A 26643-nucleotide genomic window follows, 5' to 3' on the forward strand; every position below is an offset into this window, starting at 1 on the left:
CCTACTCTTTCTTTTTCCCGCCGAGGACACGGCCGGCGATGGCGCCCAGTTTGACGATCATCTTGGGGTCCTGGACTCGCGGATCGGTGATGACGGCGCAACTCAGCGCCGTATGACAGCCGTTAGGGCATGGCACCTTGCGGCCGGTCAATGCGGGCGCCGTCTTTTTCACCAGGGAGCGCCCCTTGTCGGCGTTGTCCAGCAACACCTTTATTATAGAGTCAACGGTGACATGGTCGTGATCGGGATGCCAGCAATCATAGTCGGTGACCATGGCGACGGTGGCGTAGCACATCTCGGCCTCGCGGGCGAGTTTGGCCTCCGGCATGTTGGTCATGCCGATAACGTCGCAACCCCAACTGCGATAGAGTCGGGATTCGGCCAGGGTCGAGAACTGGGGGCCTTCCATGGCCAGATAGGTTCCGCCGCGCTGAAAGGGAATGTCCAGATCGACCAACGCCGCCTCGACGGCGTCGCCGAGTCTGGAACATACCGGATGGCCCATGCCGACATGGGCGACCAGACCGGCGCCGAAGAAGCTCTTGGGCCGCGCAAAGGTGCGATCAATAAACTGGTCAACGATGACGAAAGTCCCCGGCGGAAGCTCTTCTTTTAATGAGCCGCAGGCGCTGACGGACAGTATCTCGGTGACGCCGGAGCGCTTGAGGGCGTCGATGTTGGCGCGGTAATTAAGATCGCTCGGCGAAAAGCGGTGGCCGCGACCGTGGCGGGGCAGAAAAACCATCGGCTGCCCGTCCAGATCGCCGAACAGCAGCTCGTCCGACGGCTCGCCGAAGGGCGACTCGACCTTTTCCCAGCGGGTGTTTGAAAGCCCGTCAATTTCATAAACGCCGCTGCCGCCGATGACCCCGATCACCGGAGGCGTGCCTAATTTCGCCATGCCTGCTTCCCCCCTTGTCTGTCTTGCCCGGAAACGGCGCACAGTCTTTCAGGTTCGCCCGGCGCCTTCAACTGTTAACAAGCGGAACTATTGCCTTAACAACTACCACCCCTTAAAACTTCCTCATGTTCGGATTCAGCCTGACCAAACTTATTTTTACCGTCCTGGCGGCAATGGCCGTGTGGTACGGCTTCAAGTTGTTCATTCGCATACAGGAAATGCGCGAGGACAAAATCAGGGCGAGTGTGCGCTCGGGCGGCGGCCCGGTCTCCGGGGCCAAACGGGATAAATCGTCCGCCGGCAAAATAAAGGACATGGTTAATTGCAAGGTCTGCGACGCCTATGTCATCGCCGACAGCCCCGCATCCTGCGGCCGCGACGACTGTCCTTATGCGTGACCCCGCCTTGACCCCGCCTTGACCACGCCGTAATCTCCCGTCGCACCGTCAAACATCAACAACCGACTGCCCCGGCGCCATGGCCAAAACCGATTTTCAATCGCTGATTCTGGCGCTGCAATCCTTCTGGGCGGCCAAGGGATGCGTTATCCTTCAGCCCTATGACATGGAGGTGGGGGCCGGCACTTTCCACCCCGCCACCACCTTGCGGGCGCTGGGGAAAAAGCCGTGGAAGTGCGCCTTCGTTCAGCCGTCGCGCCGTCCGTCCGACGGGCGCTACGGCGAAAACCCCAACCGCCTTCAGCACTACTACCAGTTCCAGGTGCTGCTCAAGCCCTCGCCCGAGGACTCCCAGGAGCTTTACCTGGAGAGCCTGCGCCATCTCGGCATCGACCCCATAAAACACGATATCCGCTTCGTCGAGGATGACTGGGAGAGTCCGACGCTGGGGGCCTGGGGGCTGGGCTGGGAAGTGTGGTGCGACGGCATGGAGATCACCCAGTTCACCTACTTCCAGCAAGTGGGCGGCATCGAATGTGATCCGGTATCCGTCGAACTGACCTACGGCCTGGAGCGTCTGACCATGTATATCCAGGGAGTGGAGAACGTCTACGACCTGGACTGGAACGGCGCCGGAGTTACCTACGGCGATGTTTTCCTGCGTAACGAGCGCGAGCACTCGGCTTATAATTTTGAACATGCCGATGTAGAAATGCTGATGCGCCGTTTCGGCGACGCGGAAAAGGAATGTGATTCGGCGCTTAAGGCCGGGCTGGCGCTGCCCGCCTATGACCAATGCCTTAAAGCCAGCCACTTGTTCAATCTCCTCGATGCGCGGGGCGCCATCTCGGTCGCCGAGCGCGCCGCCTATATCGGTCGCGTGCGGGCGCTGGCGAAGTCGTGCTGCGAGACGTGGCTGAAGGGGGGCGGCGATGCCTGAACTGCTTCTTGAAATCCGCAGCGAGGAAATCCCGGCGCGGATGCAGGCCGCCGCCGCCGATGATCTGAAACGGCTGGTAACCGACGGCCTCAAGACCGCCGGCCTGACTTTTAGCGCCGCCCACGCCTATGTGACGCCGCGCCGATTGGCGCTGGCGGTCGAAGGCCTGCCCCTCGCCCAGCCGGACGTTAAGGAAGAAAAGCGCGGCCCCCGCGCCGACGCGCCGCAAGCCGCTATCGACGGCTTCCTGAAAGCCGCCGGCGTGACGCTTGACCGCTGCGAGAAACGCGAGACGGCCAAAGGCGCCTTCCTGTTCGCCGTCGTCGAAAAGAAAGGCCGGCCGACGCCCGGCGTTTTCTCGGACATCCTCGGCCCCGTTATCTTGTCATTCCCGTGGCCAAAGTCCATGCGCTGGGGGAGTTTGCCGAACAGATGGGTTCGCCCGCTGCAATCCATTGTCATCCTGTTCAACGGAAAGCCGGTTAACCTGACTGTCGGCTCTTTGGAATTCAGCAATACGATATGCGGCCACCGCTTCCACGCCCCCAAGCCGTTCACGGTCAAGGATTTCGCCGACTACAAGTCCAAGCTGGCGCACGCCAAGGTGATGCTGGACGCCGCCGAGCGCCGCCGGGTGATCCATGACCAGGCCGAGCGTCTGGCCTCTGCGGAAGGCCTTAAACTCAAAGCCGATCAGGGATTGCTCAACGAAGTCGCCGGTCTGGTCGAATGGCCGGTGGCGCTGATGGGGCGCATCGACGACCGCTTCATGACCCTGCCCCCGGAAGTGTTGAGCACCGCCATGCGCTCGCACCAGAAGTATTTCTCGTTATTGAACGCCGACGGCTCGCCGGCCCCTCGCTTCATCGCCGTCGCCAACATAGAGGCGACGGACGGCGGCAAGGCCATCATCGCCGGCAACGAGCGGGTGCTGCGCGCCCGTTTATCCGACGCCGAATTTTTCTGGAATCAGGATCGCAAAAAAAGGCTGGAGGACAGGTTGCCGGCGCTCGCCGGGCGGGTCTTCTACAAAGGCCTGGGGTCCATGTTCGACAAGGCCGAGCGCATCGCCGAACTGGCCGGTAAACTGGCCGTCTATACCGGCGTCGATCCCGTCTCGGCGGAACGCGCCGCCCGGCTGGCCAAAGCCGACCTGTCGTGCGGGATGGTCGGCGAGTTCCCGGAATTGCAGGGGATCATGGGCGGCTACTACGCCCGCGCCGACGGCGAAGACGAAGACGCAGCGGAGGCCGTTGCCCGGCACTATGCGCCCCAAGGCCCGAATGACGCCTGCCCGAACCGGCCGTTGGCGGTCACCGTGGCGCTGGCCGACAAGATCGACACCCTGGTCGGCTTCTTCGGCATTAACGAGAAACCTACCGGCTCCAAGGACCCGTTCGCCTTGCGCCGCGCCGCGCTGGGAGTGATCCGGCTGATCATCGAGAATGATCTTAAAATGCCCCTGCTCAATGTTTTCAAAACAGCTCATGAAGTCTTCGGCAACGATGCCTTCAAGACGGCCCCCGATAAATCGGCCGGCGAGTTGCTGTCGTTCTTCGCCGACCGCCTCAAGGCGCATCTCAAGGAAAAGGGCGTGCGCCACGACCTGATCTCCGCCGTCTTCGCGGTTGACTCCGGCGAGGACGATCTGGTGCGCCTGCTGGCCCGCGTTGGCGCGCTGCAAGGCTTCCTTGACGCCGACGACGGCGCCAACCTGCTGGTCGCCTACCGGCGAGCCGCCAACATCCTGCGCATTGAGGAGAAAAAAGACGGCCTGTCCTATAACGGCGTCGCCGACGAAAAGCTTTTCGCCGAAGACGCCGAACGCATCCTGTTTGATTGCCTCGCCACGGTCGGCGCCAAGAGTCAGGAAGCCCTGAAGGACGAGAGGTTTACCGACGCCATGACCGAACTGGCCGGGTTAAGGACGCCGGTTGACGCATTCTTTGATAAAGTTACGGTGAATTGTGAAAATCCCGGCTTACGCGGGAATCGTCTCAAGCTATTATCGCAGATCCGTTCAGCCCTCGAAGGGATAGCGGACTTTTCCAGGATCGAAGGAACTGAAAAATGACGACTAAATGGGTTTACACTTTCGGCGACGGCAAGGCCGAGGGCCGATCCGGCATGAAACAACTGCTCGGCGGCAAGGGCGCCAATCTGGCCGAGATGAGCAGCATCGGGCTTCCGGTCCCGCCGGGCTTCACCATCACCACCGAGGTCTGCACCCATTACACCCAAAACGACCGAACCTACCCCGCCGACATGGAACAGCAGGTCGCGGCGGCGCTGGCCGGGATTGAAAAGATCATCGGCTTCAGGTTCGGCGACGCTTCGGGCATGCCCTTGCTGGTGTCGGTGCGCTCCGGCGCCCGCGCCTCCATGCCCGGCATGATGGATACGGTGCTGAACCTCGGCCTCAACGATGAGACTGTTGAAGGACTGGCCGGACGCAGCAATGACCCGCGCTTCGCTTATGACAGCTACCGCCGGTTCATCCAGATGTATTCAAACGTGGTGCTGGGCATCGACAGCTACAATTTCGAGGAACTGCTGGATGAGCATAAAGAAACGCACGATCTTGTCCTGGATACGGACCTGACTGCGAACGACTGGAAGGAAGTCGTAAAAAAATACAAGGGCAAGGTTCTGGAAGAACTGGGCGACTCATTCCCTCAGGACCCCAATATACAGCTATGGGGCGCCATCGGCGCCGTCTTTGAAAGCTGGATGAACAAACGCGCCGTCACCTACCGCAAGCTCCACGATATCCCCGAAAACTGGGGGACGGCGGTGAATGTCCAGGCAATGGTCTTCGGCAACATGGGCAATGACTGCGCCACCGGCGTATGCTTCACCCGCAACCCGTCCACCGGCGACAACTATTTTTACGGCGAGTACCTGATTAACGCGCAAGGCGAGGACGTGGTCGCCGGCATCCGCACCCCCCAATGCCTGACTGAACACGAAAGAAAGCTGGCCGGCTCGGCCCTGCCTTCGATGGAAGCCGTCATGCCCGACACCTTCAAGGAACTGGCCGCCATCCGCGCCAAGCTGGAAAAGCATTACGCCGACATGCAGGATATGGAATTCACCATCCAGCAGAACAAGTTATGGATGTTGCAGACCCGCACCGGCAAGCGGGCCGCCGAAGCGGCGCTGAAGATAGCCGTCGATATGTGCGAAGAGGGACTGATCGACAGCGACGAGGCCGTGCGCCGCGTCGACCCCGCCCAACTTGACCAGTTGCTCCATCCTCAACTCGATCCCGATGCCGAAAAGGTCATGCTCGGCAAGGGCCTGCCGGCGTCTCCGGGCGCCGCCTGCGGCAGGGTGGTGTTCAACGCCGGGGACGCCGTGATCTGGCACAACAAGGGCGAAAAGGTGATCCTGGTGCGCATCGAGACCAGCCCCGAAGACATCGGCGGCATGCATGTGGCCCAAGGCATTCTCACCACTCGTGGCGGCATGACCAGCCACGCCGCCGTGGTGGCGCGCGGCATGGGAACGCCCTGCGTCGCCGGCGCCGGCAATCTCAGCGTCAATTACGCCGCCAAGACCATTTCCGCCGGCGGCGCGGTGATCAAAGAAGGCGAGATGATCACCCTCAACGGCTCCACCGGCGAGATCATGGTGGGCGAGGTGGCGACCATCCAGCCCGAACTTACCGGCGATTTCGGCAAACTCATGACGTGGGTTGACCGACTGCGCACCATGAAGGTGCGCGCCAATGCCGAGACGCCGGCCGACGCCAGGACGGCGCGCAAATTCGGGGCCGAGGGCATCGGCCTTTGCCGCACCGAGCACATGTTCTTCGAGCCTGATCGCATCATCCACATGCGCGAGATGATCCTGGCCAAAGACGAAACCAGGCGCCGCATCGCCCTGGACAAGTTGTTGCCTCACCAGCGCCAAGACTTCATCAATCTGTTCGAGATCATGGAAGGGCTGCCGGTGACCATCCGTCTGCTCGACCCGCCGCTGCATGAGTTTCTTCCCCATACCGAGGCCGATATGGAGATGGTGGCCAAGTCTTCCGGCGCCGATATTGAAACCATCAGAAAATATGCCGATCAGCTTTACGAATACAATCCGATGCTGGGCCATCGCGGTTGCCGCCTCGGCGTCACCTATCCCGAGATCACCGAGATGCAGGCCCGCGCCATCATCGAAGCGGCCTGCGAGGTCAAGAGCAACGGCAAGACGGTTCTGCCGGAAATTATGATCCCGCTGGTCGGCATCAAGGCCGAGCTGGACAAGCTGACCGCAGTGGTCAGGCGAATCGCCGCCAAGGTGATGGAAGAAAAAAAGGTCAAGGTTGACTATCTGGTCGGCACCATGATTGAACTGCCGCGCGCCGCCTTACGCGCCGGGGAACTCGCCGAGACCGCCGAGTTCTTCAGCTTCGGCACCAACGACCTGACGCAGACCACCTACGGCCTGTCGCGCGACGACGCCGGCAACTTCCTTACCGCCTATCAGGACATGGGAGTTATCGCTTTTGATCCGTTCGTCACCATCGACACGGACGGCGTCGGCGAGTTGGTTAAAATCGGCTGTGAGCGCGGCCGCGCCGTCCGCCCGAATATCAAGCTCGGCATTTGCGGCGAACACGGCGGCGACCCGGCCTCGATCCATTTCTGTCAGTCGGTGGGCCTGAACTATGTGTCGTGCTCGCCTTTCCGGGTGCCTATCGCCCGACTGGCGGCGGCGCAGGCGGCGCTCGGCGTCAAAGGCGAAACCAACGCCTAGCCCTTGCCGCTGAAAAAGGTGAAGCGCGGAAATTTCAAATGTAATATACAGCCCTGCTGACTCCATGCCGCCCTGCAAGCTCCAAGGATGCCGACCGATTATGACGAAGCCTCTCAGAATTACGGAATTAGTGCTGCGCGACGCTCACCAGTCCCTGCTGGCGACCCGTATGCGCATCGAAGACATGCTCCCTATTTGCCCCAAGCTGGACGATGTAGGGTTCTGGTCGCTGGAAATGTGGGGCGGCGCCGTCTTTGATTCATGCATCCGTTTTCTCGGAGAAGACCCGTGGGAGCGTCTCAGGCGCCTCAAGGCGGCGCTCCCCAAGACGCCGTTGCAGATGCTGTTTCGGGGTCAGAACATTCTCGGCTACCGCAATTACGGCGACGATGTGGTGGACAAGTTCGTCGAGCGTTGCGCCGCCAACGGCATAGATGTCTTCCGCATCTTCGACGCCATGAACGACATCCGCAACATGGAGCGGGCGATCAAGGCGACGATATCCGCCGGCAAGCACGCCCAGGGGTGCGTCTCCTATACCTTAAGCCCGGTCCACGACCTGAACTACTGGCTGGACCTGGCCAAGAGGCTGGAGGACATGGGGTCTCACTCCATCTGCATCAAGGACATGGCCGGGCTGATAACTCCTTACGCCGCCGAGGAGTTGGTGAGTCGCCTGAAGGAAACCGTGGCGCCGCCTATCGTCCTGCACAGTCACGCCACCACGGGGATGAGCACGGCGGCCATTGTCAAGGCTTCCGAAGCCGGCGTCGATATTGTGGATACCGCCATCTCGACGATGAGCATGACCACCAGCCATTCCGCCACCGAGTCGGTGGTCAAGATCATGGAAGGAACCGGGCGCGACACCGGCCTTGATCTGGCGCTACTGGAAGAGATCGCTCATTACTTTCGTCCGATCCGCAAGAAATACGCCCGCTTCGAGGGATCGATCAAAGGCGTCGATTCCCGCATCATTCTGGCGCAGGTGCCGGGCGGCATGTTGACCAACATGGAAAGCCAGCTCAAGGAACAAGGCGCGCTCGACAAGATGGACGCCGTCCTGGAGGAGATTCCCAAAGTCAGGAAGGAGCTGGGCTATCTGGCGCTGGTGACGCCGACCTCGCAGATCGTCGGCACCCAGGCGGTTTTCAACGTAATGATGGGCGAGCGTTACAAAACCATCACCAAGGAGACCGGCGCCGTCCTTAGGGGGGAATACGGCTCCACCCCGGCGCCGGTGGATAAGGCGTTACAGGCCAAGGTCCTGAAAAAGGGCGAAAAACCCATGACTTGCCGTCCGGCGGACATGATAAAGCCGGAGATCGACAGGCTCACCGTCGAACTTGGAAAGATCGCCGAGGAAAAGAACCTCAGGCTCGCCGATGAGATGATCGAAGACGTGCTGACCTACGCTCTTTTCCCGCAGGTTGGTCTTAAATTCATGGAGAACCGGGGCAACCCCGCCGCTTTTGAACCGATGCCCACGGGAGAAGAGCCGACGGCCGCCGCCGCTCCGGCAACGACAGGCGGCGTCGAGAGCTATCGGGTGGTGGTCAACAGTGTCGAATATGAAGTGGAAATAGGCCCGAGCGGCGAGGTGGCTTCCGCCCGGCCGACGGCGGCGGGAGACAAGATTCTCCGCTCGCCCATGGCCGGCATCGTCTGGAAGATAGCGGTCGGCGACGGCCAGACGGTGAAGTCCGGCGACGTGATCGTCATCCTGGAAGCCATGAAAATGGAAACTGAAGTGCGCGCCGCCAGGGATGGCGTAATCACCGACATCAAGGTTAAGGAAGGCGACGCCGTACAGGCCGGGGACACCCTCCTCACCATAGAATAGCTTTGCCTGGTTATCCGACCAGAGCTTGCAATCGCTCTTCGGAGATGTTCAGCGCCGCAGCCATTTCCGTCAGCAACGCCGTTTCCTTGATATCCAGTTCGTCGGCGCCGGCGATGTGCAATGCGGCGAGGATCAATTCATCCTTTATTTTGTCGCCGAGTCTGCCCGCGAGTCCGGCCAAATAAGCGGGCAAAGGAACATCGTCAACATGGTCGGACAGGGCGATCTCGTCGATTTCCCATTGTTTGAGGGGTCTGCCCGCATGGCGTTCAAATACGGCATTGATGCCGTCGATCTCGCTGAATTTGAGCTTGCCGTCAACCATGGCCATGGCGGTCACCACCTTCAGGAAAATCGGCTGAATCTGCTCTGCCGATTCCAGCATTCCTCCATCGTCGGTCATGTCTGTCCTCCCCGTTTATCCATACGGATTAAAGAAGTTATTTGAAGATTTGGCAAGAAAAAGGCGGGGCCGCCGGCAAGCGGGAGGACTTTCCGGGCTGTGGCCCCGCCTTTAAGCCGCCGCCCCACGGGGAGAGTTGGGGGGAGTCTGGAACGGCTGCATTGCCTAACATTTTAAGGCTAACAACCTGATCCTTAACCTTCACTGAAGCGCGTATTCAGCCGACGTTCATGATTGTGCCGCCCTATCGGCATGGCTATAACCTTTGGCCTACTTTACTTTAATTCTAAAATAATACACCATTCGGGCCGGTTGTTGCTGTCGGAAAGGAGCAATAAGAGATGCATTCCGCCGGATGTGACCTCGATGTCGGCATACCCGAGATAGACCGTGAGCATGAGGCTATCTTCGAGTTGAGCCGGGAACTCGAACGATCCGTTGTTCTGGATCAACCACGGGAAGAAGTGCGACCGTTGTTATCGGCTGTGGCGGCGGCCACCAAAACCCATTTTGAAAATGAAGAACGCATCATGGCCCCGCTCCACCTTAAAAATGAAGACAGACACAAGGCCGAACATCGCCGTCTGCTGCAATACCTGGGCGACATTTACGAAAAAATGAATAATCCGCAAGAGAACTGGCGCCACCAACTCTCCGACATAAATGATCTCCTGTTCCGTCATATCATCGTATTTGACATGGAATGCAAGAATCATCACCCCTGAAACATCGCCGGATGTACAATAGGGGCATCTTTTATTCCCGCTGCGGTGACCCTGATATGGACAAGCCCTCGCCCGCTATTGCCGATCACGCCAATCCTTTCGTTGATTGGCTGTTGTCCGACGGCCTGAACATTACCGGCTCAAAAGAGCTGGTGGGGCGGCTGGCCGAACGGCTGGTGAAAGCGGGGATGCCGTTGTTCAGGATGCGGGTTCTTATCCGCACCCTGCACCCTCTGACCTTCGCCACCCATTACACATGGCGGAGCGACACCGGCAAGACCGAAGTCTTCTCGCCTTCAAACGAAGCGCTGCAAAAGCCCATCTATCTGCAAAGCCCGATCGCCGCCGTCCTCGAAGGCTCAGGCGCCATCCGCCGCCGGCTGGAAGATAAAACGCAGGAACTCGAATTCCCCTATTTCAAGGAGCTACAGGCCGAAGGCGGCACCGATTATGTGGCGATGCCGATGGTCTTTCATGACGGAAAAATCAACGCCGTTACCCTGGCTTCCGCCGCGCCCGGCGGTTTTAATGATGAAGACCTGAAATTGGTATCAGGCATGTTGCCGCTGCTGTCGCGTATGCTGGAAGTTTTCGCCGTCCGCCAAACCGCCAAGACCCTGATTGAAACCTACATCGGCAGACATACGGGAAAGCGCGTTCTTGACGGCTTGGTCAAGCGCGGCGACGGAGAAATGATTCACGCCGTTATCTGGTTCTGCGATCTCAGGGACTCATCAAAGCTGGCCGAGTCATTGCCCCTTGAGAGCTTTCTTGCCGTGCTCAACGATTTTTTTGACTGCATGGCGGGGGCGATTCTCAAGCACGGCGGCGAGGTGCTGCGCTTCATCGGCGATGCGGCGCTGGCCATCTTTCCCTTCGATGAAAAATCCAAGATGTTCGAGGACGTCTGTCATTCGTCCAGAAGCGCCTGCGCCCGCGCCCTGTCGGCGGCGCATGAGGCGCGTAAAAGCATAAAGGAACTCAACATTGATCGCCAAGGCAAGGGCCTGGCTCCGCTGCGTTACGGAGTGGCTCTGCATGTCGGCGATGTCATGTACGTCAATATCGGAACGCCGCAACGCCTTGAGTTCACGGTTATCGGCAGGGCCGCCAACGAGGCGGCGCGTCTTGAGGAGTTGTGCAAAAACCTGGATCACCAGATCCTGATCTCGCCCGATTTTCCCCGCTGCAACTCAAAACAGATGGTTCCCTTAGGCCCCCACCGCCTGCGCGGCCAGACCGAAGACTGGAATGTCTATACCCTCGCCGAGGAGATGGATAAGGCATGCGCAACTTGCTACGACAAGTAATCTGTCCCCTTGGTTATTAACCACGGATGCACGCGGATAAACACAGATAGAAGATTTTCATAGGACGAAACCTGTTTGAATTGATATCCATGGCCCAAAATGACTTCGCGCCTTTGCGCCTTCGCATGACCGACCATGTTTCACGCAAAGACGCGAAGACGCGAAGTCATGATGAAGGATAAGCCGCCGCGCGGATTGAAAAAACAGTCTTGATATCTGCGTTTATGCGTTCATCAGTGTTCATCCGTGGCTATTTTTATAGGAAAGGCAGGCGGCGCCGATTTGATGTGAACGTCCATCTTGGGACTGGGGATAGAGATGCCGTGCTCCTGAAACCTGTCCCAGATGCCGAGCATAATCTCGCTCTTGACGTTGGCGATGCCGTTCTGGGGATCGTCGATCCAGCACCTGACCTCGATATTGACGGAACTGTCGCCGAATCCGATCAGAAGGCATTCCGGGCGCGGAGTCTTGAGTATCCGCGCCGCGTTGTCGGCGGCGTCCAGGCATAGCTTCATGGCGCGGCGGATGTCACAATCATAGGCGACGCCGACCGGCGCCCTCAGGCGCAGCAGCGAGTTGGTGTGGGACCAGTTCTCGACGCGCTGGGTGATCAGTTCTTCATTGGGAATCAAATGTTCGGCGCCGTCCTGGGTAAGCACCGAGACATAACGCGCCCCCAGCGCATTGATCGAGCCGTAGGTATCGCCGATAGCGATGATGTCGCCGGGCTTTACCGACTTGTCCATCAATAAAATCAGGCCGCTGATCAGGTTTGACACCACCTTTTGCAGGCCGAAGCCGATGCCGACGCCGACGGCGCCGCCGAACACGGTGAAGGCGGTCATGTCGATGCCGACGTTGCTCAATGCCGCCATGACGGCGATGGCGATCAGCGATATGCTGAGGAACTTGCTGAACAGCACCTTGACCGAAGGCGTCAGGTTGGGAGAACTCCTGATGCGTTGCTCCAAAACATCGGACAGGGTGGTGGCGATCCACAAAAAGACGGCCAGCGTCAATGCCCCTTTGATCACCGTCAGCGCCGACAGCCTAAGCTCGCCCAGCATGATGTACATGCTGTCCAGGAACCCGATGGCCGGGTCGAGGAGGTTGACTATGTTCAGTGCGGCGATGGTCCAGGCGGTGACGGCGATGAACTTGGACCAGACAGGATCGCGGACCAGCCCCGAAGTCAGGCGGATGACTATCCAGGCGGCGAGAAGACTGACCGTGATGGTCATCAGATGGTGGGGCCGGCCGGCGCCGGCGGCGATGGCCGTCAACAGCCATTGCGCGGCCAGCCAGGTAAGCGGTAGGCTGAGCAATTCGGCATGGTTGACAACCGGATCGAAACGCTTGTTAAACCAGGGCTGTGTCTTGAGCCTGCCGAACAGGCCGGTCACCCTGGACTCGGCCTTGCGGGCAATCAGAAAAACAGCGGCGATGACCAGTATCTGGACCAGATTGCCGACGACCAGGACATTCCCCAGGAACCATGTCCTGGCTTCTGTCAGGAGAGCTTGCAAGGCTTGCCAGTCAAAGAACGTATCCATAGGTCGATTGTATACCGTTTTTGCTTTACAATGACAAAAGAATGGCGGGCTATGCTTGACATGAGCATACCGTAGACGTATTCACCCGCGTATCCTCATACCCGCACATGACAGAGAAGCAAATGCCTAACCTGAGATTTGGAATTCCCAAGGGTAGCCTCGAAAACGCCACCATCGAGCTGTTTTCCCACGCCGGCTGGAACATATCGACCAGTTCGCGCAACTATTTCCCGACCGTCGATGACGATGAGATGACGTGCGCCTTGGTGCGCGCCCAGGAAATGGGACCGTATGTGGCCGGCGGCACGCTGGACGTGGGGCTTACCGGACAGGACTGGGTGAAAGAGACCAACGCCGATGTGGAGACGGTCTGCGATCTGGTCTATTCCAAGGCCTCCGACAAACCGGCGCGCTGGGTGCTGGTGGTGCGGCAGGACTCGCCCGTTAAATCGGTCAAGGACCTTGAGGGCAAAAAGGTCTCTACCGAACTGGTCGGCTATACCAGGCGTTGGCTGAAGGAAAACAACGTCAACGCCGAGGTGGAATTTTCGTGGGGCGCCACCGAGGCCAAGGTAGTCGAAGGGCTGGTGGACGCGGTGGTGGAAATCACCGAGACCGGCAGCACCATCAAGGCCCATGGCCTTCGCATCGTCTGCGATGTGTTGCGCACCCACACCGTCATGATCGCCAACAAGACGGCAATGGCCGATCCGTGGAAGAAACAAAAAATAGAGCAGATCGCCCTGCTGCTGAAAAGCGCCCTTGCCGCCCACGAGAAGGTGTTGATCAAGCTTAACGCCCCCAAGGACAAGATCGATGCGATCATAAAGCTCCTTCCCAGCCTCAACGGCCCCACCGTCAGTCACCTGTACAACAGCGACTGGCTGGCCGTGGAGACGGTGGTCAGCCGCAATCAGGTGCGCGATTTGATTCCCAGGCTGAAACTCGCCGGCGCCGAGGGAATCCTGGAACTGCCGCTGCACAAGGTCAGTTAACGGTTTGCAATCGAATGGAATCATCCCCCCTCACCCAGCTTCGGGTAAGGCGCATCGTGCCGACGCGCCAACCCTGCGCAACCCTCTCCCCCCCGCAAATCGCGGGGGGAGAGGGAAGGGTGAGGGGGGTGGCGTTATTTAAAAATGTCTTTGGCGACTCTGCCGAACAGCCGCAAGGTCAACGGCCGATTGAAAAGCACATTGGTCGACATGGCGCACTCGTAGGTGCACATACATCTCGAGTCTTTGATCCGTTTGCGTAGTTTTTGCGCTTCCGGAGATTTGATTATATCTTTGAAAGACGGCGACGATTCTGCTTCCGACAGCGCGCCGATGGAGTCGTCAAGCACCTCGCAGGGCTGAACCCGACCATCCTCGAAGATGATATAGCTCAGGGTTCCGGCGGTGCACGGCGTTACGAACTCATTATTCTTCGCCACCCGGTAGATGAGTTCTTTTTGCATTATTTCCTTGGCCTTTAACAGTTTTCCGGCAAAAAATCCGTAATTTTTTGAGAGGGAATCTTTTAATATTTTCTCATAGGCCTTAACCGTCAGGTAATACCCGTCGATGACTTCCTCGGGAACCGGAGGATGATCGAAAGAGTGATAACGGAAAAGATTTATGGAGATGGCGCTGGGCCGGAAATCATCGGCGATCTCCTTGATGAAGGCCGGTGAAACCTTGTAATTATCAGGCGTTACCGTAGTGGTTACATTCAGGTACAGATTCGGATAAAACTTTTGGAGAGGACGAAGCCGCTCCATTGTTTGCCTTGCGCGCCCGAATGAGCCTTCGCCCCGTATGGAATCATGAACTTGCCGGGGGCCGTCGAGGGAAAGAAACACCAGGAGGTTCATTCGCTCATGGCGTTGAAGAATTTCCTGAACCGCCCTGAAAGTCTTTTCCACATACCAGCCGTTGGTCGGAAGGCTGAATATGTGGGGGCGGCAATTGCGCTGTATAATCCCCGTTAATTCCACCAAATCATTTCTCAGAACAGGCTCTCCACCGGCCAGGGAATACCAGAGAACGGGACCGATCTCGCGGGTTGCCTTATCCACTGCGTTCAGACTCATCTCGCCGGGGTCTTTAGCGTCCAATTCCTCCTTATAGAAACAGTGCCTGCACCTGAGGTTACAGCGGGCCGTGACAAAATGAATGATTTGGATGGGAGACCCCGTTCGCGCTACCACGCACGCAAAAGCCATGAATAAATCCGATAACGAACGAGCCTCTTCCAGCGCACGTTTTGAGTACCAGACTGCGGCTGAACTCGCTATGGCCGCCGTCACGGACATGCCGAGAAACGGCCACACCGCCAGGGCGCGCAGTTTCCAGGCCGGCGGCAGGCCTTTAAGCATGACGGGCCAAAGGGCCACAGGGCAGGCAAGCAGCAGCAACAAGATTCCGGCAATCGCCGGCGTCAACGACGCAGGAACAACCGCCGACAATACCGCCCAGAACGGAACAAGCGCCCCGGCAAGCCAGGTAAGAACAATTGCCGGGCCGAGCTTCGCTGACGATCCCTTGAAAACATGCGGGTAACGCCGGCGGACCTGAAACGAATTGAATGCCTTGTGATAGTAGTCGGCAAGAAAGCCCTTGAAGTCGTAATTTTTGTAGTGGACCGCTTCGAAATCATGGGTAATCTCGAATTTAATTCCAAGATTTCGACAACGTGAAAAGAACTCTACATCTTCATAGGTTTCAATCGAGTTGTTGAATCCCCCGACCTCTTCAAAAAAATTTCGCAGCATAAGAAAATGCGAGGAAGCCCACCAGTCATCGGAATCCGACGATGGTTTTCTGGTCATCCGATAGTCCAGAATCAGGTTTTGCAACAGGGGAAAGAACGGATCATTTTCCCGGTCGGCTATATAATGCCCGCAAATAACGCTTTGAGTTTTTCTTCGTACCGCCTCGATAACGGCGCTCCGTGATCTTTCCGTAAAAACTACGTCGGAATCCACAAAGATCAGATACTCCCCCTTTGCCCTGGCGGCGCCTATATTTCTTGCCGCGCCGGCCGGAGTGCGCCTTTGCAGCCAAACCAGCGTTACGTCTTCATCGACAACATCCGGCTTTTCGGGCGATGAATCGACGACAATGATTTCAAGCGCCCCGATGCCCCGCAATGAATTGATCACCGTGGACAGATGGGGGCTTTTGTAGGACGGAATTATTATTGATAGAGAAAGATTCGTCATCGCCATGCTTGTCTATGCAACCCGGAAGTTTGCTATAATCCGCCATTTACCGGATATTGTCAGGTTGTTTGTGCATGACAAAAGAACACCCCCGGCGATGATCGGCAAAAGACCTATGTAGAGCGCGTTGAACTGAAAGGCGCCGAATGCGATTATTTACAAATTTAGCCGTAGCGGGAGCGGCGTTGTGTTTGACGCTTTTTGCCGTAAGATTTTCTTCGGCGATCTCATTAACCGAGCCTTTGCAGCTTCACACCACCGGAGATGAATTCACAAATATATTTTATGTATGGAAGTATACCCAAGGTCAGCCGATCTACAACGACCCTTATGAGAGTCCTTACAGCCTGTTTGTCTACAACCGGCTCTTTCCCGCCGTCTATGGGACGTTTTCCAAGGCGATAATGTGGGTTTTCTCGTTAGAGGACGCTTGGCTGCCGACCGTCTCCCGCCTCTTGACCCTGATCGCCGCCTTTGCAGGCGCGGCGGCATCATACATTTCATTCGTCCGGGCATCGGAAGCCCATGATAATTCACGAAAGGCGTTATGCCTGGGGTTTGCGATTTTCATTATGTTCGGTCCCCTGATCGGCTTCTGGGCGCTGACGGTCAGGGCCGATCTTTGGGCCATGTTTTTTGAAATTATCGGCATTACGCTGTTTTTGGCTTATTACCCCCGCAAGCGCATTTCTGCCGTCTTGTTCGTGGTCGTCGCCGTGTATCTGGCCTGGTCCTTCAAGCAGGGCAATATTTTCTCGGCCGGAGGCGTCGGCCTGCTTTTGCTGGCGCGGCGCGACTGGAAGCCGTTGCTTGTTCTGGCGACGTTGCTTCCGACCGCCTGGGCCGTCACCTTTTACATCGGGGATGAACTTTGGCTCCGCTCCATCACGTTGAATGACTACCCGCTCCTGCCTACCGTCGAACGGATGGTCCGAAACATGGCGAACTTCGGCGTTAAGTCCGGTCCCCTTTTATTTTTTCTCGCGGCCTTGGCGGCGGTCGCCTTCAAGTCACGCGACCGCCTGATGTCCCTGTGGCGGAACGATGCGTTCATGCTCACTTCGGGAGCGGCGGCCTGCGCCCTGACCCTGTCCATCCCGGCAAGCGCCCAGCACGGCGGGGCGGAAAACTACTTTTTTACCCTGTCCTATTTTCTCGGTTTAATGATCATGGCGAGTCTTCCCATGCTGGTTCGGGAAGGAGGGGCGGCGTTAAAGTGGCCCATATTGGCCGGAAGCGTCGGCTGGGGAACCTTGCTCGTTGCCGTTATTCTGGTTTTATCCGGCGTTGCCGGAGTTACCGACATACGCCCGCAACACGAGGCTTATACGCGCATGAAACAATGCGCCGACACCCTTCCCCGTCCGCTGTTTATTAACACCCCATACATGGGCCTGCCCTGGATGACGCCGGGAAATACCCCCTATGTCTTTTCATTCGTTTATTATAAGGAGCGGGCGCTGGGGAAAAAATTCCAGGACGGCGGCATCGGCGGCCTTATCGCCAAAGGCGCTTTCAACGCCGTCGTCGCCTTCGATTCAGAAGGAGTCGTCGATGGAGCGTCGCTGGACGGCTATACCCTGACGGAGCGCCCTCAGTGTCCCGATTTATACGTTTATCTGCGCAATCCTTCCGCTGAACAGGGCCGGAAATGAGCATCAATCTCTACGACTATAACAAAAATATTTACAGCCAGAACGGCGAGGATGGAATCATCGAAAAATTGCTGTCCGTTTTAAATATGACCGGCGGTTATTTCGTTGAATTCGGCGCATGGGACGGAAAGCATTGGAGCAACGCCTATCATCTTTATGAAAAAGGCTGGAAAGGCTGTTTTATTGAAGGAGATCAAAAACGCTTCACGCGGCTTTGCGCCAACATTCCCGATGAGACCGTGCTGAAAATCAATGCCCTTGTTGAAGAAGACGGCGACAATTCACTCGACAGCCTGCTACAAAAACGCGGCGTTAAGGACATTGATTTCCTGTCTGTGGATATTGATTCCGATGACTTGCGGGTTTGGGAGGGAATAAAGCATTTCAACCCGAAAATAGTCATCGTTGAATATAATCCGGTTATTCCGTTCGACACCAGATACATAAATCCGAAGGGAAAAATGAATGGAAACTCGGCGCTTTCAATCCATGAATCCGCTAGGTCGCGCGGCTATGTCCTGATCGAAGGAACCAACACAAACCTGATATTCGTAAAGCCGGATATCATCAAGAACACAAAAATACGCGAAAAAACCTTGCAGGAAATAAAGGATCAGACCTTCCAGTTGAGATATTTTTTCAGTCAGGACGGAACCCTTCTGCACAATTACGAAAAAATAAATAATGAAGGCATCACTGAGTTATTCCCCATTCCGTGGTCGCTTTCATTCGGCATACAGCCTGTGCCTAAAATATTCCGGAAATACTATGACCGCGTTAATTACGGCAGCGTTTTGTTTTCATTCACGGCGGCAATTTTTCGATGCCCAATTCAGATGTTCAAGCTGGTGAGTTTGTTCATAAAGACTATTTTTCATGGCAGAACCCTCAAGAAATCCCTTTCGCTGCTCATGAACAAGGCGGCCCTGACAAAAAGTCTCAAAGAATAATCTAATGCGCCTCGTCCCAGTTGGCGCCGGTTTTGGCGTCAACCACCAGGGGAACATCCAGAACGGCGGCTGATTCCATGGCCTCCTTGACCAGGGCGACGGTTTCTTTGACCTTGGCCTCGGGAACCTCGAACACCAGTTCGTCGTGGACTTGCAGCAGCATGCGGACGTCGCGCAGACCCGCTTTGTCAAGGGCGCCGGGCAGGCGGATCATGGCGCGCTTGATGATGTCGGCGGCGCCTCCCTGGATGGGAGCGTTGATGGCGGCGCGTTCGGCGAAGCCGCGTATCTGCGGGTTCTTGTCGTTGATGCCTTTGGCGTAGCATTTACGCCCGAACAGGGTGGTGACGAAGCCTTTGCTTCCGGCTTCCGCTTTAGTGCGCTCCATGTAGGCGTTGATGCCGGGATAGCGTTCAAAATAGGCCTTGATGTAGTCGGCGGCCTGGCCGTTGGAAATGCCCAGTTGGCGGGCCAGTCCGAAAGCGGAAATGCCGTAGATGATGCCGAAGTTGATGGCCTTGGCCTGACGGCGCACCATCGGGTCCATGCCCTCGACGGGAACTCCGAACACCTGCGAGGCGGTGATGGCGTGGATGTCCCGGCCGTCGCGGAAGGCTTCCTTCAGCGACTCGATGCCGGCGACATGGGCCAGCAGCCTCAATTCGATCTGGGAATAGTCGGCGGACAGCAGCACATATCCCGCTTCGGGGATGAAGGCCCGGCGAATCTTGCGGCCCTCGGCGGTGCGGACAGGGATGTTTTGCAGGTTGGGGTCTGATGACGCCAGCCGCCCGGTGGAGGTGGCGGCCATCGAGAACGAGGTATGGACCCGCCCCGTGCGCGGATTGATCTGGTTGACCAAAGCGTCGGCATAGGTGCTCTTGAGCTTGGCGATCTGCCGCTGGTCCAGGACGCGGGCCGGCAGATCATGGCCCTGGGCCGCCAGCCCCTCCAGCACGTCGTGGTCGGTTGAATAGGCCCCGGCCTTGCCCTTCCTGCCGCCGGGCAGCCCCATCTCGTCAAACAGGATTTCACCCAGTTGCTTGGGCGAGTTGACGTTGAAATCACGACCGGCCAGCCTGTGAATTTCCGTTTCCATTTCGGCAAGACGGCCTGCGAAATCGTTGCTGAGGGCCTTCAGTCCGGCGGCGTCGACCTTGATGCCGTTCTTTTCCATGTCCGCCAGCACGCCGATCAGCGGGCGCTCGATGGTCTCATAGACCGCCGTCATGCGCTCGCTTATCAGGCGCGGCTTTAACAAGCGGTGCAGGGCCAGGGTGACCTCGGCGTCTTCGGCGGCGTAGTTCACCGCCTTGTCCAGCGGAACCTGATCAAAGGTAATCTTGCTCTTGCCGGAACCGGCCACGTCCTTGTACCTGATGGTCCGGCGGTCAAGGTGGAGCAGGGCCAGTTCGTCCATGCCGTGGCCGTGCAGTCCGCTTTCCAGCACATAGGACAACACCATGGTGTCATCGACCGGGGTGATATTGATGCCGTGCTGTGACAGCACCAGCATATCGTACTTGATGTTTTGCCCGATCTTGAGCACCGAAGGGTCTTCCAGCAGAGGCTTGAGCAGGGCCAGGGCCGCGTCCATGGGAATCTGCTCGGGAGCCTTGCCACCGCCGCTGCCGTGGCCGTCGCCTAAATCGAAGGCTCCCTGCGCCGCCGGCGTCTTGTGGCCGAGGGGGATGTAGCAGGCGCGCCCCGGTTTGACGGACATCGACACCCCGACCAGATCGGCGGTCATGGCGTCCAGCGATGTGGTTTCCGTATCGACGGCGAAGGCGCCGGCCTCGACCGCCTCGGCGATCCACCGCTTCAGGCCGTCTATCGTCTGAACCGATTGATAGTCGGGTTTGGTTACAGGCGGCGGCGCGTTTTCCGCCGGAGTCGCAGCGCCATGACGGTTCTGAACCCGCCTGATAAGCGACTTGAACTCCTGCTCCCTGAGAAACGTCAGCAACATCTCGGTATCGGACGGCCTGACCGCCAATTCCGCAAGCGGTGTTTCCAGCGGAACATCGTCCTTGAGAGTCACCAGCTTCTTTGACAAGCGGGCGAGATCGGCAAATTCGATCAGGCTTTGGCGGCGCTTGGGTTGGGCGATTTCACCGGCGCGGGCGAGCAGGGTTTCCAGGTCGCCGTATTCCGTAATCAATTGCGCCGCCGTCTTGATCCCGATGCCGGGGACGCCCGGCACGTTATCCGATGAATCTCCGGCCAAAGCCTGAACGTCGATTACCTTATCGGGGCCGACGCCGAATTTTTCCTCCACCTGCCGGGGGCCGATCACGCGGTTCGTCATGGCGTCCAGCATGTTGACGCGCCCGCCGACCAGTTGCATCAGGTCCTTGTCCGAGGAGACGATGGTCACTTCGGCGCCGGCCTTTGCGGCCCGGCAGGCATAGGTGGCGATCAGGTCGTCGGCCTCGAAGCCCGGCATTTCGATACATGTCACGTTGAGGGCGCGGGTGGCGGCGCGCACCAGATCGAATTGGGGGATCAGGTCATCGGGCGGCGGCGGACGATGGGTCTTGTATTCGGGATAGATGTCGTTGCGGAAAGTCTTGCGCGCCGCATCGAAGATAACGGCGATGTGATCGGCGTCGGTTTCTTCAAGCAGCTTCATCAGCATCGAGGTAAAGCCGTAGACCGCGTTCACCGAAACGCCGTCGGAACGGATCATCCGCTCCTTGATGCCGAAATAGGCGCGAAAAATGAACCCCGATCCGTCGATCAGGAAAACGTGCTTCATGGGAGTTCTTTCTATATCGGCAATTACTTAAAGAGCTTGTGACAACACAGCATTTAACCCCTCCTAGGAGGAATTTTTCCCCTCCTTACGAAGGAGGGGGCAGGGGAGGTTAACTCCCCGATCTTCAGGCTTAAGCCGTTAAATCGGCTTAACTATGTAACTATATCATCACATACCGCCCGCCTGAGTAAATGCTGTTCCGCCGATAGTGAAATGGTAGTATGGTTTTCTCGAATTCGCAAACTATCTGTGGGATGCCGTTTGTGGGCAAGTATCGGGTTATCTTTCAGTAATCATCAGCCTACTGGAAAAATGATGGTAAGCCGCCTAATTAACAATCGAGGTAGCCTTGCGGATCAACCAAGGCCAGTGGCCGAGCAAATTCGGGGCAACACACCAACAATCCGCCAAGTTATCAATGTCACCGCTTCTATTGCCGGTAAAGACAAACCGGCAGCTATTAAGATGGCAAAACAACAGTCTCTTATGTGGGTACAAAAGAGAGTAGGTAAACTTACAGAAACTGCTTGGTCATTCGAAGATTTTGAGCACCTAATACCTGGATGTTCCGCAGCCGCAGTCACCATTAAGAGAGAAAATATCGATTACTGGGTTGTTCGATGTGATGATCCAGACAAAAAGGTCGCGGGGAGAACATGGACGACAGAGATTACGGTTGCGCTGAAAGACAATCAGGCCACTTTCGGCTTGAGGCTTATGGCTACCGGCAGGGGAGATTTGTCGGATTTCATTCCGTCTGTCCCGGGGATTGTAAGGCAAGTCAGCGAAAATCCCGGTCTTGTCCGCATTGGGCGAACTATCAGCGATCTGCCATGGATTATTAAAGATAATGACTCATTAAATGAGATGCTCGATTTAATTGAGGACTCGAAGAGGAAAAATCCAGTCTATGTTGTTTCATTGAATGAATACGAGGATGATCCCAAGACAGCCTCAATCGACGTTTTTGATATTGCCAAACGGTGTATCGGTATTGCACATATTGTCGTCGTTCCCGGCGAATTGACTTATGGAATATCTGATCGTTTCGGGAAGATGTTTTCGGTTTATCGCGGTGCTGTACGAACCTATAAAACGGGGTTCAATCTTGATGAGGATACACCGTTTACTCACCCAATAGCTTTGCCAGAGACTATAAAACAGTGGGAAGGTGGTGGGGCTGATGGTTTTGTTGCCATGTTGGCAAGAAATGCGGCATCCGAAAGTTTGGCTCGCATCGATCATGAGAAAGACCTTCCAAGCTTTTCAAAAGTCAAACAACATGCAATCGAAATGCGCCGTGAGACGGCTGTTGATGATGAACTGCTAAATCTAGCATATCAGGAAATTGAGGAGAAGGGTAAGCAATCAGCCGAATGGGAGGGGATGGCTTTAGAGGAAGAAGAAAAGCGGAAAGACGTAGAACATACAAAAAAAGAGTTGGAAAGCCGCTTATACTGGCTTCAGAAGCGCAATGATGACCTTGAAACAAAAATTAAGGAAATCACCAATAAATCAACTGATCACGACACCCCCATTCCCGAATCCCTTGATGAACTTGGCGATTGGACAAATAAATACCTCGCAGGCCGCATAATAATGGCAGGGAGGGCTTTGCGGTCTGCTAAAGGGGCAGTTTTTGACGATGTTGGCCTTGTTTACAAGGCATTATTGCTGCTCGCCAATGAATACCGAGAAAAGATGCTCGGAAAAGGGCAAGAAGCATTTGATAAAAAGCTTGAAGAACTTGGCCTTGGATGTTCGGCCACATTCGCAGGCGGTTTGGCCGGTGAACAAGGCGATACTTACTTTCTTAAACATGAAGGTCGTAAGCGTGAGCTAAATATGCACCTGAAATATGGCAACGCCCACAATGAGTCTCGCTGTATGCGGGTTTACTTCTTTTGGGATGAGGAACGGAGCCTAGCTGTCGTTGGTTCCCTGCCGGCGCATTTGCGAACAAGAGCGACTTAAACATCATATAACCATCTTGAAATGTATGCCTTGCGGGCGTACACTGGGGTTCGGGTTTCGGAGAATGGATATGCCCAGAACAGCCCAACGCCAAGACCGCATCAGCCTGCGCCTAAGCCCACAGTCAAAACATAAGCTGGAGCGCGCCGCCGCCTATTCCGACAAGACGCTGACCGACTTCGTGGTTGATGTGGCCATGCAGAAGGCGGAGACCATTGTTCGCGAGCATGAGGTCATCACGCTGACGCCTGAGGAGTGGGAACGGTTCAGGGAGTCGCTTCTCAACCCGCCCGAGCCTAACGACAACCTCAAGAAAGCCTTTGCCTGGTACGGACGGGTAACCGGGGGATGACCGATTTTCGCGTTCCGAGCGTCCTGCCGCTCGGCCCGCATCATGATCGCGGCACCTTTTCCTGCGGGGAGAAAGCGCTGGACGATTACCTTCAAAACCATGCCGGTCAGGACATGCGACGAAACGTCAGCAGCGTGTTCGTGGCCGTCGGCGAGCCGTCGGCGACGATCATCGGATACTATACATTGAGCGCCACCAGTTTCAGCCGTAACGATCTTCCTGAAGCCTTGGCCCGCAAGCTGCCGCACTACCCTATTCCCGCCGCTCTGATCGGACGGTTGGCGGTAGATCGGCGTTTTCAGGGGCGGAATTACGGCAAGTTTCTGCTTATCAACGCCTTCGAGCGGGTCATGCGGGCCAATGAGTCTTTGGCAATTCATGCCTTGGTGGTTGAGGCGAAGAACGAGAAAGCAATATCATTCTACGAAAGGTACGGCTTCGAGCTGTTCTCCGGACATTCGCAGCGCCTCTTTCTTCCATTGGCTAAACTTATGCCCCGCTTTTAATCGTCTCCGAACTTTTTCCGCCTGAGTAAATGCTGTTCCGCCGATAGTGAAATGGTAGTATGGTTTTCTCGAATTCGGAGGTTGTCTGCAAGATGCCGGTCAATGGCCCGTCACTGTCCGCGTCGTCGCCGATGAAATTACTGAAGCCGGAAGACCCGGCCGGCGATTTTTGGGGCGGCCTCGCCGCCATGCTGGTCGCCCTGCCCGCCGCCATCGCTTTCGGCGTCACGATCTACGCGACGCTGGGCGGCGCCAACGCCGCGCTGGGCGCGTTGGCCGGGATTTTGGGAACCACCGCGCTCGGGCTTGTCGCCCCGGCGCTGGGCGGCACCAACCGGCTTATCACGGCGCCGTGCGCCCCGGCGGCGGCGGTGCTGTCGGCATTCGCCATTGAAGCCGTGCGCTCCGGCAGTCCGGTTGAAACCGTCTTGCTGCTGCTGGTTCTGCTCGGCCTTCTGGCCGGCGCGTTGCAAGTGCTGTTCGGCGTTCTGCGGCTGGGCCGCCTGATCAAGTACATGCCCTATACCGTGGTCAGCGGCTATCTGTCCGGCGTCGGCCTGATCATCATCGCAAGCCAGACGCCGAAATTTCTCGGCGCGCCCAAAGGGATGACGTTTTGGGAGGCGCTGGCGTCCCCCGATGTCTGGAGCCGGCAGGGGATAATCATCGGCGCCGTGACGATTGCCGTGATGCTCGGCGCTCCGCGTTTGATCAAGGCGGTTCCGGCGGCGATCCTCGGCCTGGGGGCCGGCGTAGCCGCCTACTTCATTCTCGCCGCGTTCGATCCGGCGCTGCTCACCCTTGACGCCAATCCCCTGGTCGTCGGCGCCCTCGGCGGCGGCGGCGGCATGGGCAGCTTTGCCGACGCTTTCAACAGCCGATGGGACTCGATTGCAAAAGTAGGCTTTGAGCAGTTAAAGACGTTGGCGATACCGGCCCTTACGCTGGCCGTTCTGCTGTCCATCGACACGCTGAAAACATGCGTGGTGCTTGATGCCTTGACCCGCTCGCGTCACGATTCCAACCGTGAACTGATCGGCCAGGGTTTCGGCAATATCGCCGCCGGGATGATCGGCGGCATTCCCGGAGCAGGCACCATGGGGGCGACGTTGGTGAACATCTCCAGCGGCGCCCGCAGCCGCTTGTCCGGCATAATCGAGGGCGTGCTTGCGCTGCTGGCCTTTCTGCTGCTGACGAATCTGATTTCCTGGGTTCCGGTGGCGGCGTTGGCCGGCATTCTGATCGTTATCGGCGTACGCATGATCGACCGCAACAGCTTCCAGTTCCTCAAATCGCGCTCGACCATTCTCGACTTTGCGGTGATCGTCGCCGTGATCGGCTCCGCGCTGACGATAAGCCTGATCGTCGCCTCGGGAGTAGGCGTCGCGCTGGCCGTTGTTTTATTTATCCGCGAACAAATTCGCGGCTCGATCATTCGCCGCAAGGTGCTGGGAAACCAGATTTTCTCCAAGCGCATCCGCACCAGCGATGAAATGGAGATTCTTATCTCTCGCGGCGACCGCGCCGCGATCATCGAGTTGCAGGGCAGCCTTTTTTTCGGCACCGCCGATCAGCTTTATTTGTGCCTTGAGCCGGAGATAAAAACCCGCGAGTTTGTAATCCTCGACATGCGGCGGATTCAGACCGTGGACATCACGGCGGCGCATCTGCTTGAGCAGATCAAGGATATGATGATCGAGCGCGGAGGCTTTTTGATCTTTAGTAATATTCCTCAGGACCTGCCGTCGGGGCGCGACATGGAGAAGTATTTTTCCAAGGTCGGCCTTATGCGGTCGAAAAGTCCGGTGCGGGTGTTTCCCACCCTGGACGAAGCGCTGGAGTGGGTCGAAAATCGCATCATCGAAGAAGCCGCCCTGGCAAGAGACGATGAAGTTTTGTTGGAGCTGGATCAGGTCGAACTGTTCAGCGGCCGCAAGGAAAAGACTCTGGCGGCGCTTGAATCGTGCATGGAAAAGCGCAGCGTCGCCGCAGGCGGGCGCATCTTCACGCGGGGCGAAGAGGGTGACGAGCTTTTCCTGATTCGTCGCGGCGCGGTCCGCATCCAGCTTCCGCTTAACGACCGGCAATCGCACCATCTCGGCACCTTCGGTCGCGGCGCTTTTTTCGGCGAAATGGCCTTCCTTGACGACGACGCCCGCTCGGCGGACGCGGTGGCGGTCGCCGATACGGAACTCTTTGTGATTTCACGCAAGACCTTCGACAAATTTGCCGAGGAACACAAAAAGGTGGCCATCAAGATGATGGAAGGCTTGGCCAGCGTGCTCGCCAACAGACTGCGCTACACCAACGCCGAACTGCGGGTGCTGCAATCGTAGGATTGCCTTAAATAGTCGACCGTTAATAAGCCGGGTTGAGTGCTGATTGAGGCATTATTACGACCCATATGGCGGCGAT

The 26643-nt window shown here is 57.2% G+C and carries 19 protein-coding genes; 14 read left to right on the forward strand and 5 right to left on the reverse strand.

What is annotated here, in order from left to right:
• Nucleotide 1: 1 nt before the first annotated feature.
• The gene (locus A3H92_12430; GenBank protein OHC73349.1) at nucleotides 2–901 is read right to left on the reverse strand and encodes a methylthioadenosine phosphorylase; all 900 of its coding nucleotides are present in this window, start codon (nucleotides 899–901) and stop codon (nucleotides 2–4) included.
• A 125-nt stretch (nucleotides 902–1026) separates the two neighbouring features.
• Here A3H92_12430 and A3H92_12435 point away from each other — a divergent pair, with 125 nt between their 5' ends.
• From A3H92_12435 to A3H92_12455, 5 genes are all read left to right on the forward strand, one after another.
• Nucleotides 1027–1299 carry a hypothetical protein gene (locus tag A3H92_12435; GenBank protein OHC73350.1) on the forward strand — a complete coding sequence of 91 codons (273 nt, stop codon included), beginning with the start codon at nucleotides 1027–1029 and terminating at the stop codon, nucleotides 1297–1299.
• Nucleotides 1300–1378: 79 nt separating this feature from the next.
• Nucleotides 1379–2239: a glycine--tRNA ligase subunit alpha gene (locus tag A3H92_12440; protein OHC73351.1), complete on the forward strand. Its 861-nt coding sequence runs from the start codon at nucleotides 1379–1381 to the stop codon at nucleotides 2237–2239.
• Nucleotides 2232–4313, forward strand: a complete 2082-nt coding sequence (locus A3H92_12445; protein ID OHC73352.1) for a glycine--tRNA ligase subunit beta — start codon at nucleotides 2232–2234, stop codon at nucleotides 4311–4313. The genes A3H92_12440 and A3H92_12445 overlap by 8 nt, the downstream gene beginning before the upstream one ends.
• Nucleotides 4310–6991, forward strand: a complete 2682-nt coding sequence (locus A3H92_12450; GenBank protein OHC73353.1) for a pyruvate, phosphate dikinase — start codon at nucleotides 4310–4312, stop codon at nucleotides 6989–6991. Before A3H92_12445 ends, A3H92_12450 begins: the two co-directional genes overlap by 4 nt.
• A 100-nt stretch (nucleotides 6992–7091) precedes the next feature.
• On the forward strand, nucleotides 7092–8834 hold the full coding sequence (locus A3H92_12455; GenBank protein OHC73354.1) for an oxaloacetate decarboxylase subunit alpha: 1743 nt from the start codon (nucleotides 7092–7094) through the stop codon (nucleotides 8832–8834).
• Between the two features lie 10 nt (nucleotides 8835–8844).
• Here the strand turns inward: A3H92_12455 and A3H92_12460 are convergent, their stop codons facing one another.
• Nucleotides 8845–9237 carry a hypothetical protein gene (locus tag A3H92_12460; GenBank protein ID OHC73355.1) on the reverse strand — a complete coding sequence of 131 codons (393 nt, stop codon included), beginning with the start codon at nucleotides 9235–9237 and terminating at the stop codon, nucleotides 8845–8847.
• A 485-nt stretch (nucleotides 9238–9722) separates the two neighbouring features.
• Here A3H92_12460 and A3H92_12465 point away from each other — a divergent pair, with 485 nt between their 5' ends.
• The gene (locus A3H92_12465) at nucleotides 9723–9962 is read left to right on the forward strand and encodes a hypothetical protein (protein ID OHC73356.1); all 240 of its coding nucleotides are present in this window, start codon (nucleotides 9723–9725) and stop codon (nucleotides 9960–9962) included.
• Nucleotides 9963–10018: 56 nt separating this feature from the next.
• Nucleotides 10019–11272: a hypothetical protein gene (locus A3H92_12470; protein ID OHC73357.1), complete on the forward strand. Its 1254-nt coding sequence runs from the start codon at nucleotides 10019–10021 to the stop codon at nucleotides 11270–11272.
• A gap of 233 nt (nucleotides 11273–11505) precedes the next feature.
• Here A3H92_12470 and A3H92_12475 read toward each other — a convergent pair whose 3' ends face one another.
• The gene (locus tag A3H92_12475; protein ID OHC73358.1) at nucleotides 11506–12828 is read right to left on the reverse strand and encodes a hypothetical protein; all 1323 of its coding nucleotides are present in this window, start codon (nucleotides 12826–12828) and stop codon (nucleotides 11506–11508) included.
• A gap of 122 nt (nucleotides 12829–12950) precedes the next feature.
• On the opposite strand from A3H92_12475, the gene A3H92_12480 reads away from it, so the two are divergent.
• Nucleotides 12951–13823 carry an ATP phosphoribosyltransferase gene (locus A3H92_12480; protein ID OHC73359.1) on the forward strand — a complete coding sequence of 291 codons (873 nt, stop codon included), beginning with the start codon at nucleotides 12951–12953 and terminating at the stop codon, nucleotides 13821–13823.
• A gap of 134 nt (nucleotides 13824–13957) precedes the next feature.
• Here A3H92_12480 and A3H92_12485 read toward each other — a convergent pair whose 3' ends face one another.
• The gene (locus tag A3H92_12485) at nucleotides 13958–16039 is read right to left on the reverse strand and encodes a hypothetical protein (protein OHC73360.1); all 2082 of its coding nucleotides are present in this window, start codon (nucleotides 16037–16039) and stop codon (nucleotides 13958–13960) included.
• A 185-nt stretch (nucleotides 16040–16224) separates the two neighbouring features.
• Between A3H92_12485 and A3H92_12490 the strand changes: the two genes are divergently transcribed.
• Both A3H92_12490 and A3H92_12495 read left to right on the forward strand, forming a co-directional pair.
• Nucleotides 16225–17688: a hypothetical protein gene (locus tag A3H92_12490; protein OHC73361.1), complete on the forward strand. Its 1464-nt coding sequence runs from the start codon at nucleotides 16225–16227 to the stop codon at nucleotides 17686–17688.
• A complete protein-coding gene (locus A3H92_12495) occupies nucleotides 17685–18638 on the forward strand; it encodes a hypothetical protein (protein ID OHC73362.1) in 954 nt (317 codons plus the stop codon). Before A3H92_12490 ends, A3H92_12495 begins: the two co-directional genes overlap by 4 nt.
• Before the next feature lies 1 nt (nucleotide 18639).
• On the opposite strand, the gene A3H92_12500 is transcribed toward A3H92_12495, so the two are convergent.
• Nucleotides 18640–21396, reverse strand: coding sequence for a DNA polymerase I (locus A3H92_12500; protein ID OHC73363.1), 2757 nt, complete (start codon nucleotides 21394–21396; stop codon nucleotides 18640–18642).
• Between the two features lie 312 nt (nucleotides 21397–21708).
• Between A3H92_12500 and A3H92_12505 the strand changes: the two genes are divergently transcribed.
• From A3H92_12505 to A3H92_12520, 4 genes are all read left to right on the forward strand, one after another.
• A complete protein-coding gene (locus A3H92_12505; protein ID OHC73364.1) occupies nucleotides 21709–23370 on the forward strand; it encodes a hypothetical protein in 1662 nt (553 codons plus the stop codon).
• A gap of 70 nt (nucleotides 23371–23440) precedes the next feature.
• A complete protein-coding gene (locus tag A3H92_12510) occupies nucleotides 23441–23722 on the forward strand; it encodes a hypothetical protein (protein OHC73386.1) in 282 nt (93 codons plus the stop codon).
• Nucleotides 23719–24228, forward strand: a complete 510-nt coding sequence (locus tag A3H92_12515) for a hypothetical protein (protein OHC73365.1) — start codon at nucleotides 23719–23721, stop codon at nucleotides 24226–24228. Before A3H92_12510 ends, A3H92_12515 begins: the two co-directional genes overlap by 4 nt.
• 131 nt (nucleotides 24229–24359) lie before the next feature.
• Complete coding sequence (locus A3H92_12520) at nucleotides 24360–26564, forward strand: cyclic nucleotide-binding protein (protein OHC73387.1); 2205 nt, start codon at nucleotides 24360–24362, stop codon at nucleotides 26562–26564.
• Nucleotides 26565–26643 lie beyond the last annotated feature (79 nt).

The organism is Rhodospirillales bacterium RIFCSPLOWO2_02_FULL_58_16 (genome assembly GCA_001830425.1).
Taxonomy (GTDB): Bacteria; Pseudomonadota; Alphaproteobacteria; order Rhodospirillales; family 2-02-FULL-58-16; genus 2-02-FULL-58-16.

Excerpts from the sequence above, each read along its gene's own strand:
- A3H92_12430 (OHC73349.1), bottom strand. The coding sequence starts at position 901 with ATGGCGAAATTAGGCACGCCTCCGGTGATCGGGGTCATCGGCGGCAGC.
- A3H92_12435 (OHC73350.1), top strand. The coding sequence starts at position 1,027 with ATGTTCGGATTCAGCCTGACCAAACTTATTTTTACCGTCCTGGCGGCA.
- A3H92_12440 (OHC73351.1), top strand. The coding sequence starts at position 1,379 with ATGGCCAAAACCGATTTTCAATCGCTGATTCTGGCGCTGCAATCCTTC.
- A3H92_12445 (OHC73352.1), top strand. The coding sequence starts at position 2,232 with ATGCCTGAACTGCTTCTTGAAATCCGCAGCGAGGAAATCCCGGCGCGG.
- A3H92_12450 (OHC73353.1), top strand. The coding sequence starts at position 4,310 with ATGACGACTAAATGGGTTTACACTTTCGGCGACGGCAAGGCCGAGGGC.
- A3H92_12455 (OHC73354.1), top strand. The coding sequence starts at position 7,092 with ATGACGAAGCCTCTCAGAATTACGGAATTAGTGCTGCGCGACGCTCAC.
- A3H92_12460 (OHC73355.1), bottom strand. The coding sequence starts at position 9,237 with ATGACCGACGATGGAGGAATGCTGGAATCGGCAGAGCAGATTCAGCCG.
- A3H92_12470 (OHC73357.1), top strand. The coding sequence starts at position 10,019 with ATGGACAAGCCCTCGCCCGCTATTGCCGATCACGCCAATCCTTTCGTT.
- A3H92_12475 (OHC73358.1), bottom strand. The coding sequence starts at position 12,828 with ATGGATACGTTCTTTGACTGGCAAGCCTTGCAAGCTCTCCTGACAGAA.
- A3H92_12480 (OHC73359.1), top strand. The coding sequence starts at position 12,951 with ATGCCTAACCTGAGATTTGGAATTCCCAAGGGTAGCCTCGAAAACGCC.
- A3H92_12485 (OHC73360.1), bottom strand. The coding sequence starts at position 16,039 with ATGGCGATGACGAATCTTTCTCTATCAATAATAATTCCGTCCTACAAA.
- A3H92_12495 (OHC73362.1), top strand. The coding sequence starts at position 17,685 with ATGAGCATCAATCTCTACGACTATAACAAAAATATTTACAGCCAGAAC.
- A3H92_12500 (OHC73363.1), bottom strand. The coding sequence starts at position 21,396 with ATGAAGCACGTTTTCCTGATCGACGGATCGGGGTTCATTTTTCGCGCC.
- A3H92_12505 (OHC73364.1), top strand. The coding sequence starts at position 21,709 with ATGATGGTAAGCCGCCTAATTAACAATCGAGGTAGCCTTGCGGATCAA.
- A3H92_12510 (OHC73386.1), top strand. The coding sequence starts at position 23,441 with ATGCCCAGAACAGCCCAACGCCAAGACCGCATCAGCCTGCGCCTAAGC.
- A3H92_12515 (OHC73365.1), top strand. The coding sequence starts at position 23,719 with ATGACCGATTTTCGCGTTCCGAGCGTCCTGCCGCTCGGCCCGCATCAT.
- A3H92_12520 (OHC73387.1), top strand. The coding sequence starts at position 24,360 with ATGAAATTACTGAAGCCGGAAGACCCGGCCGGCGATTTTTGGGGCGGC.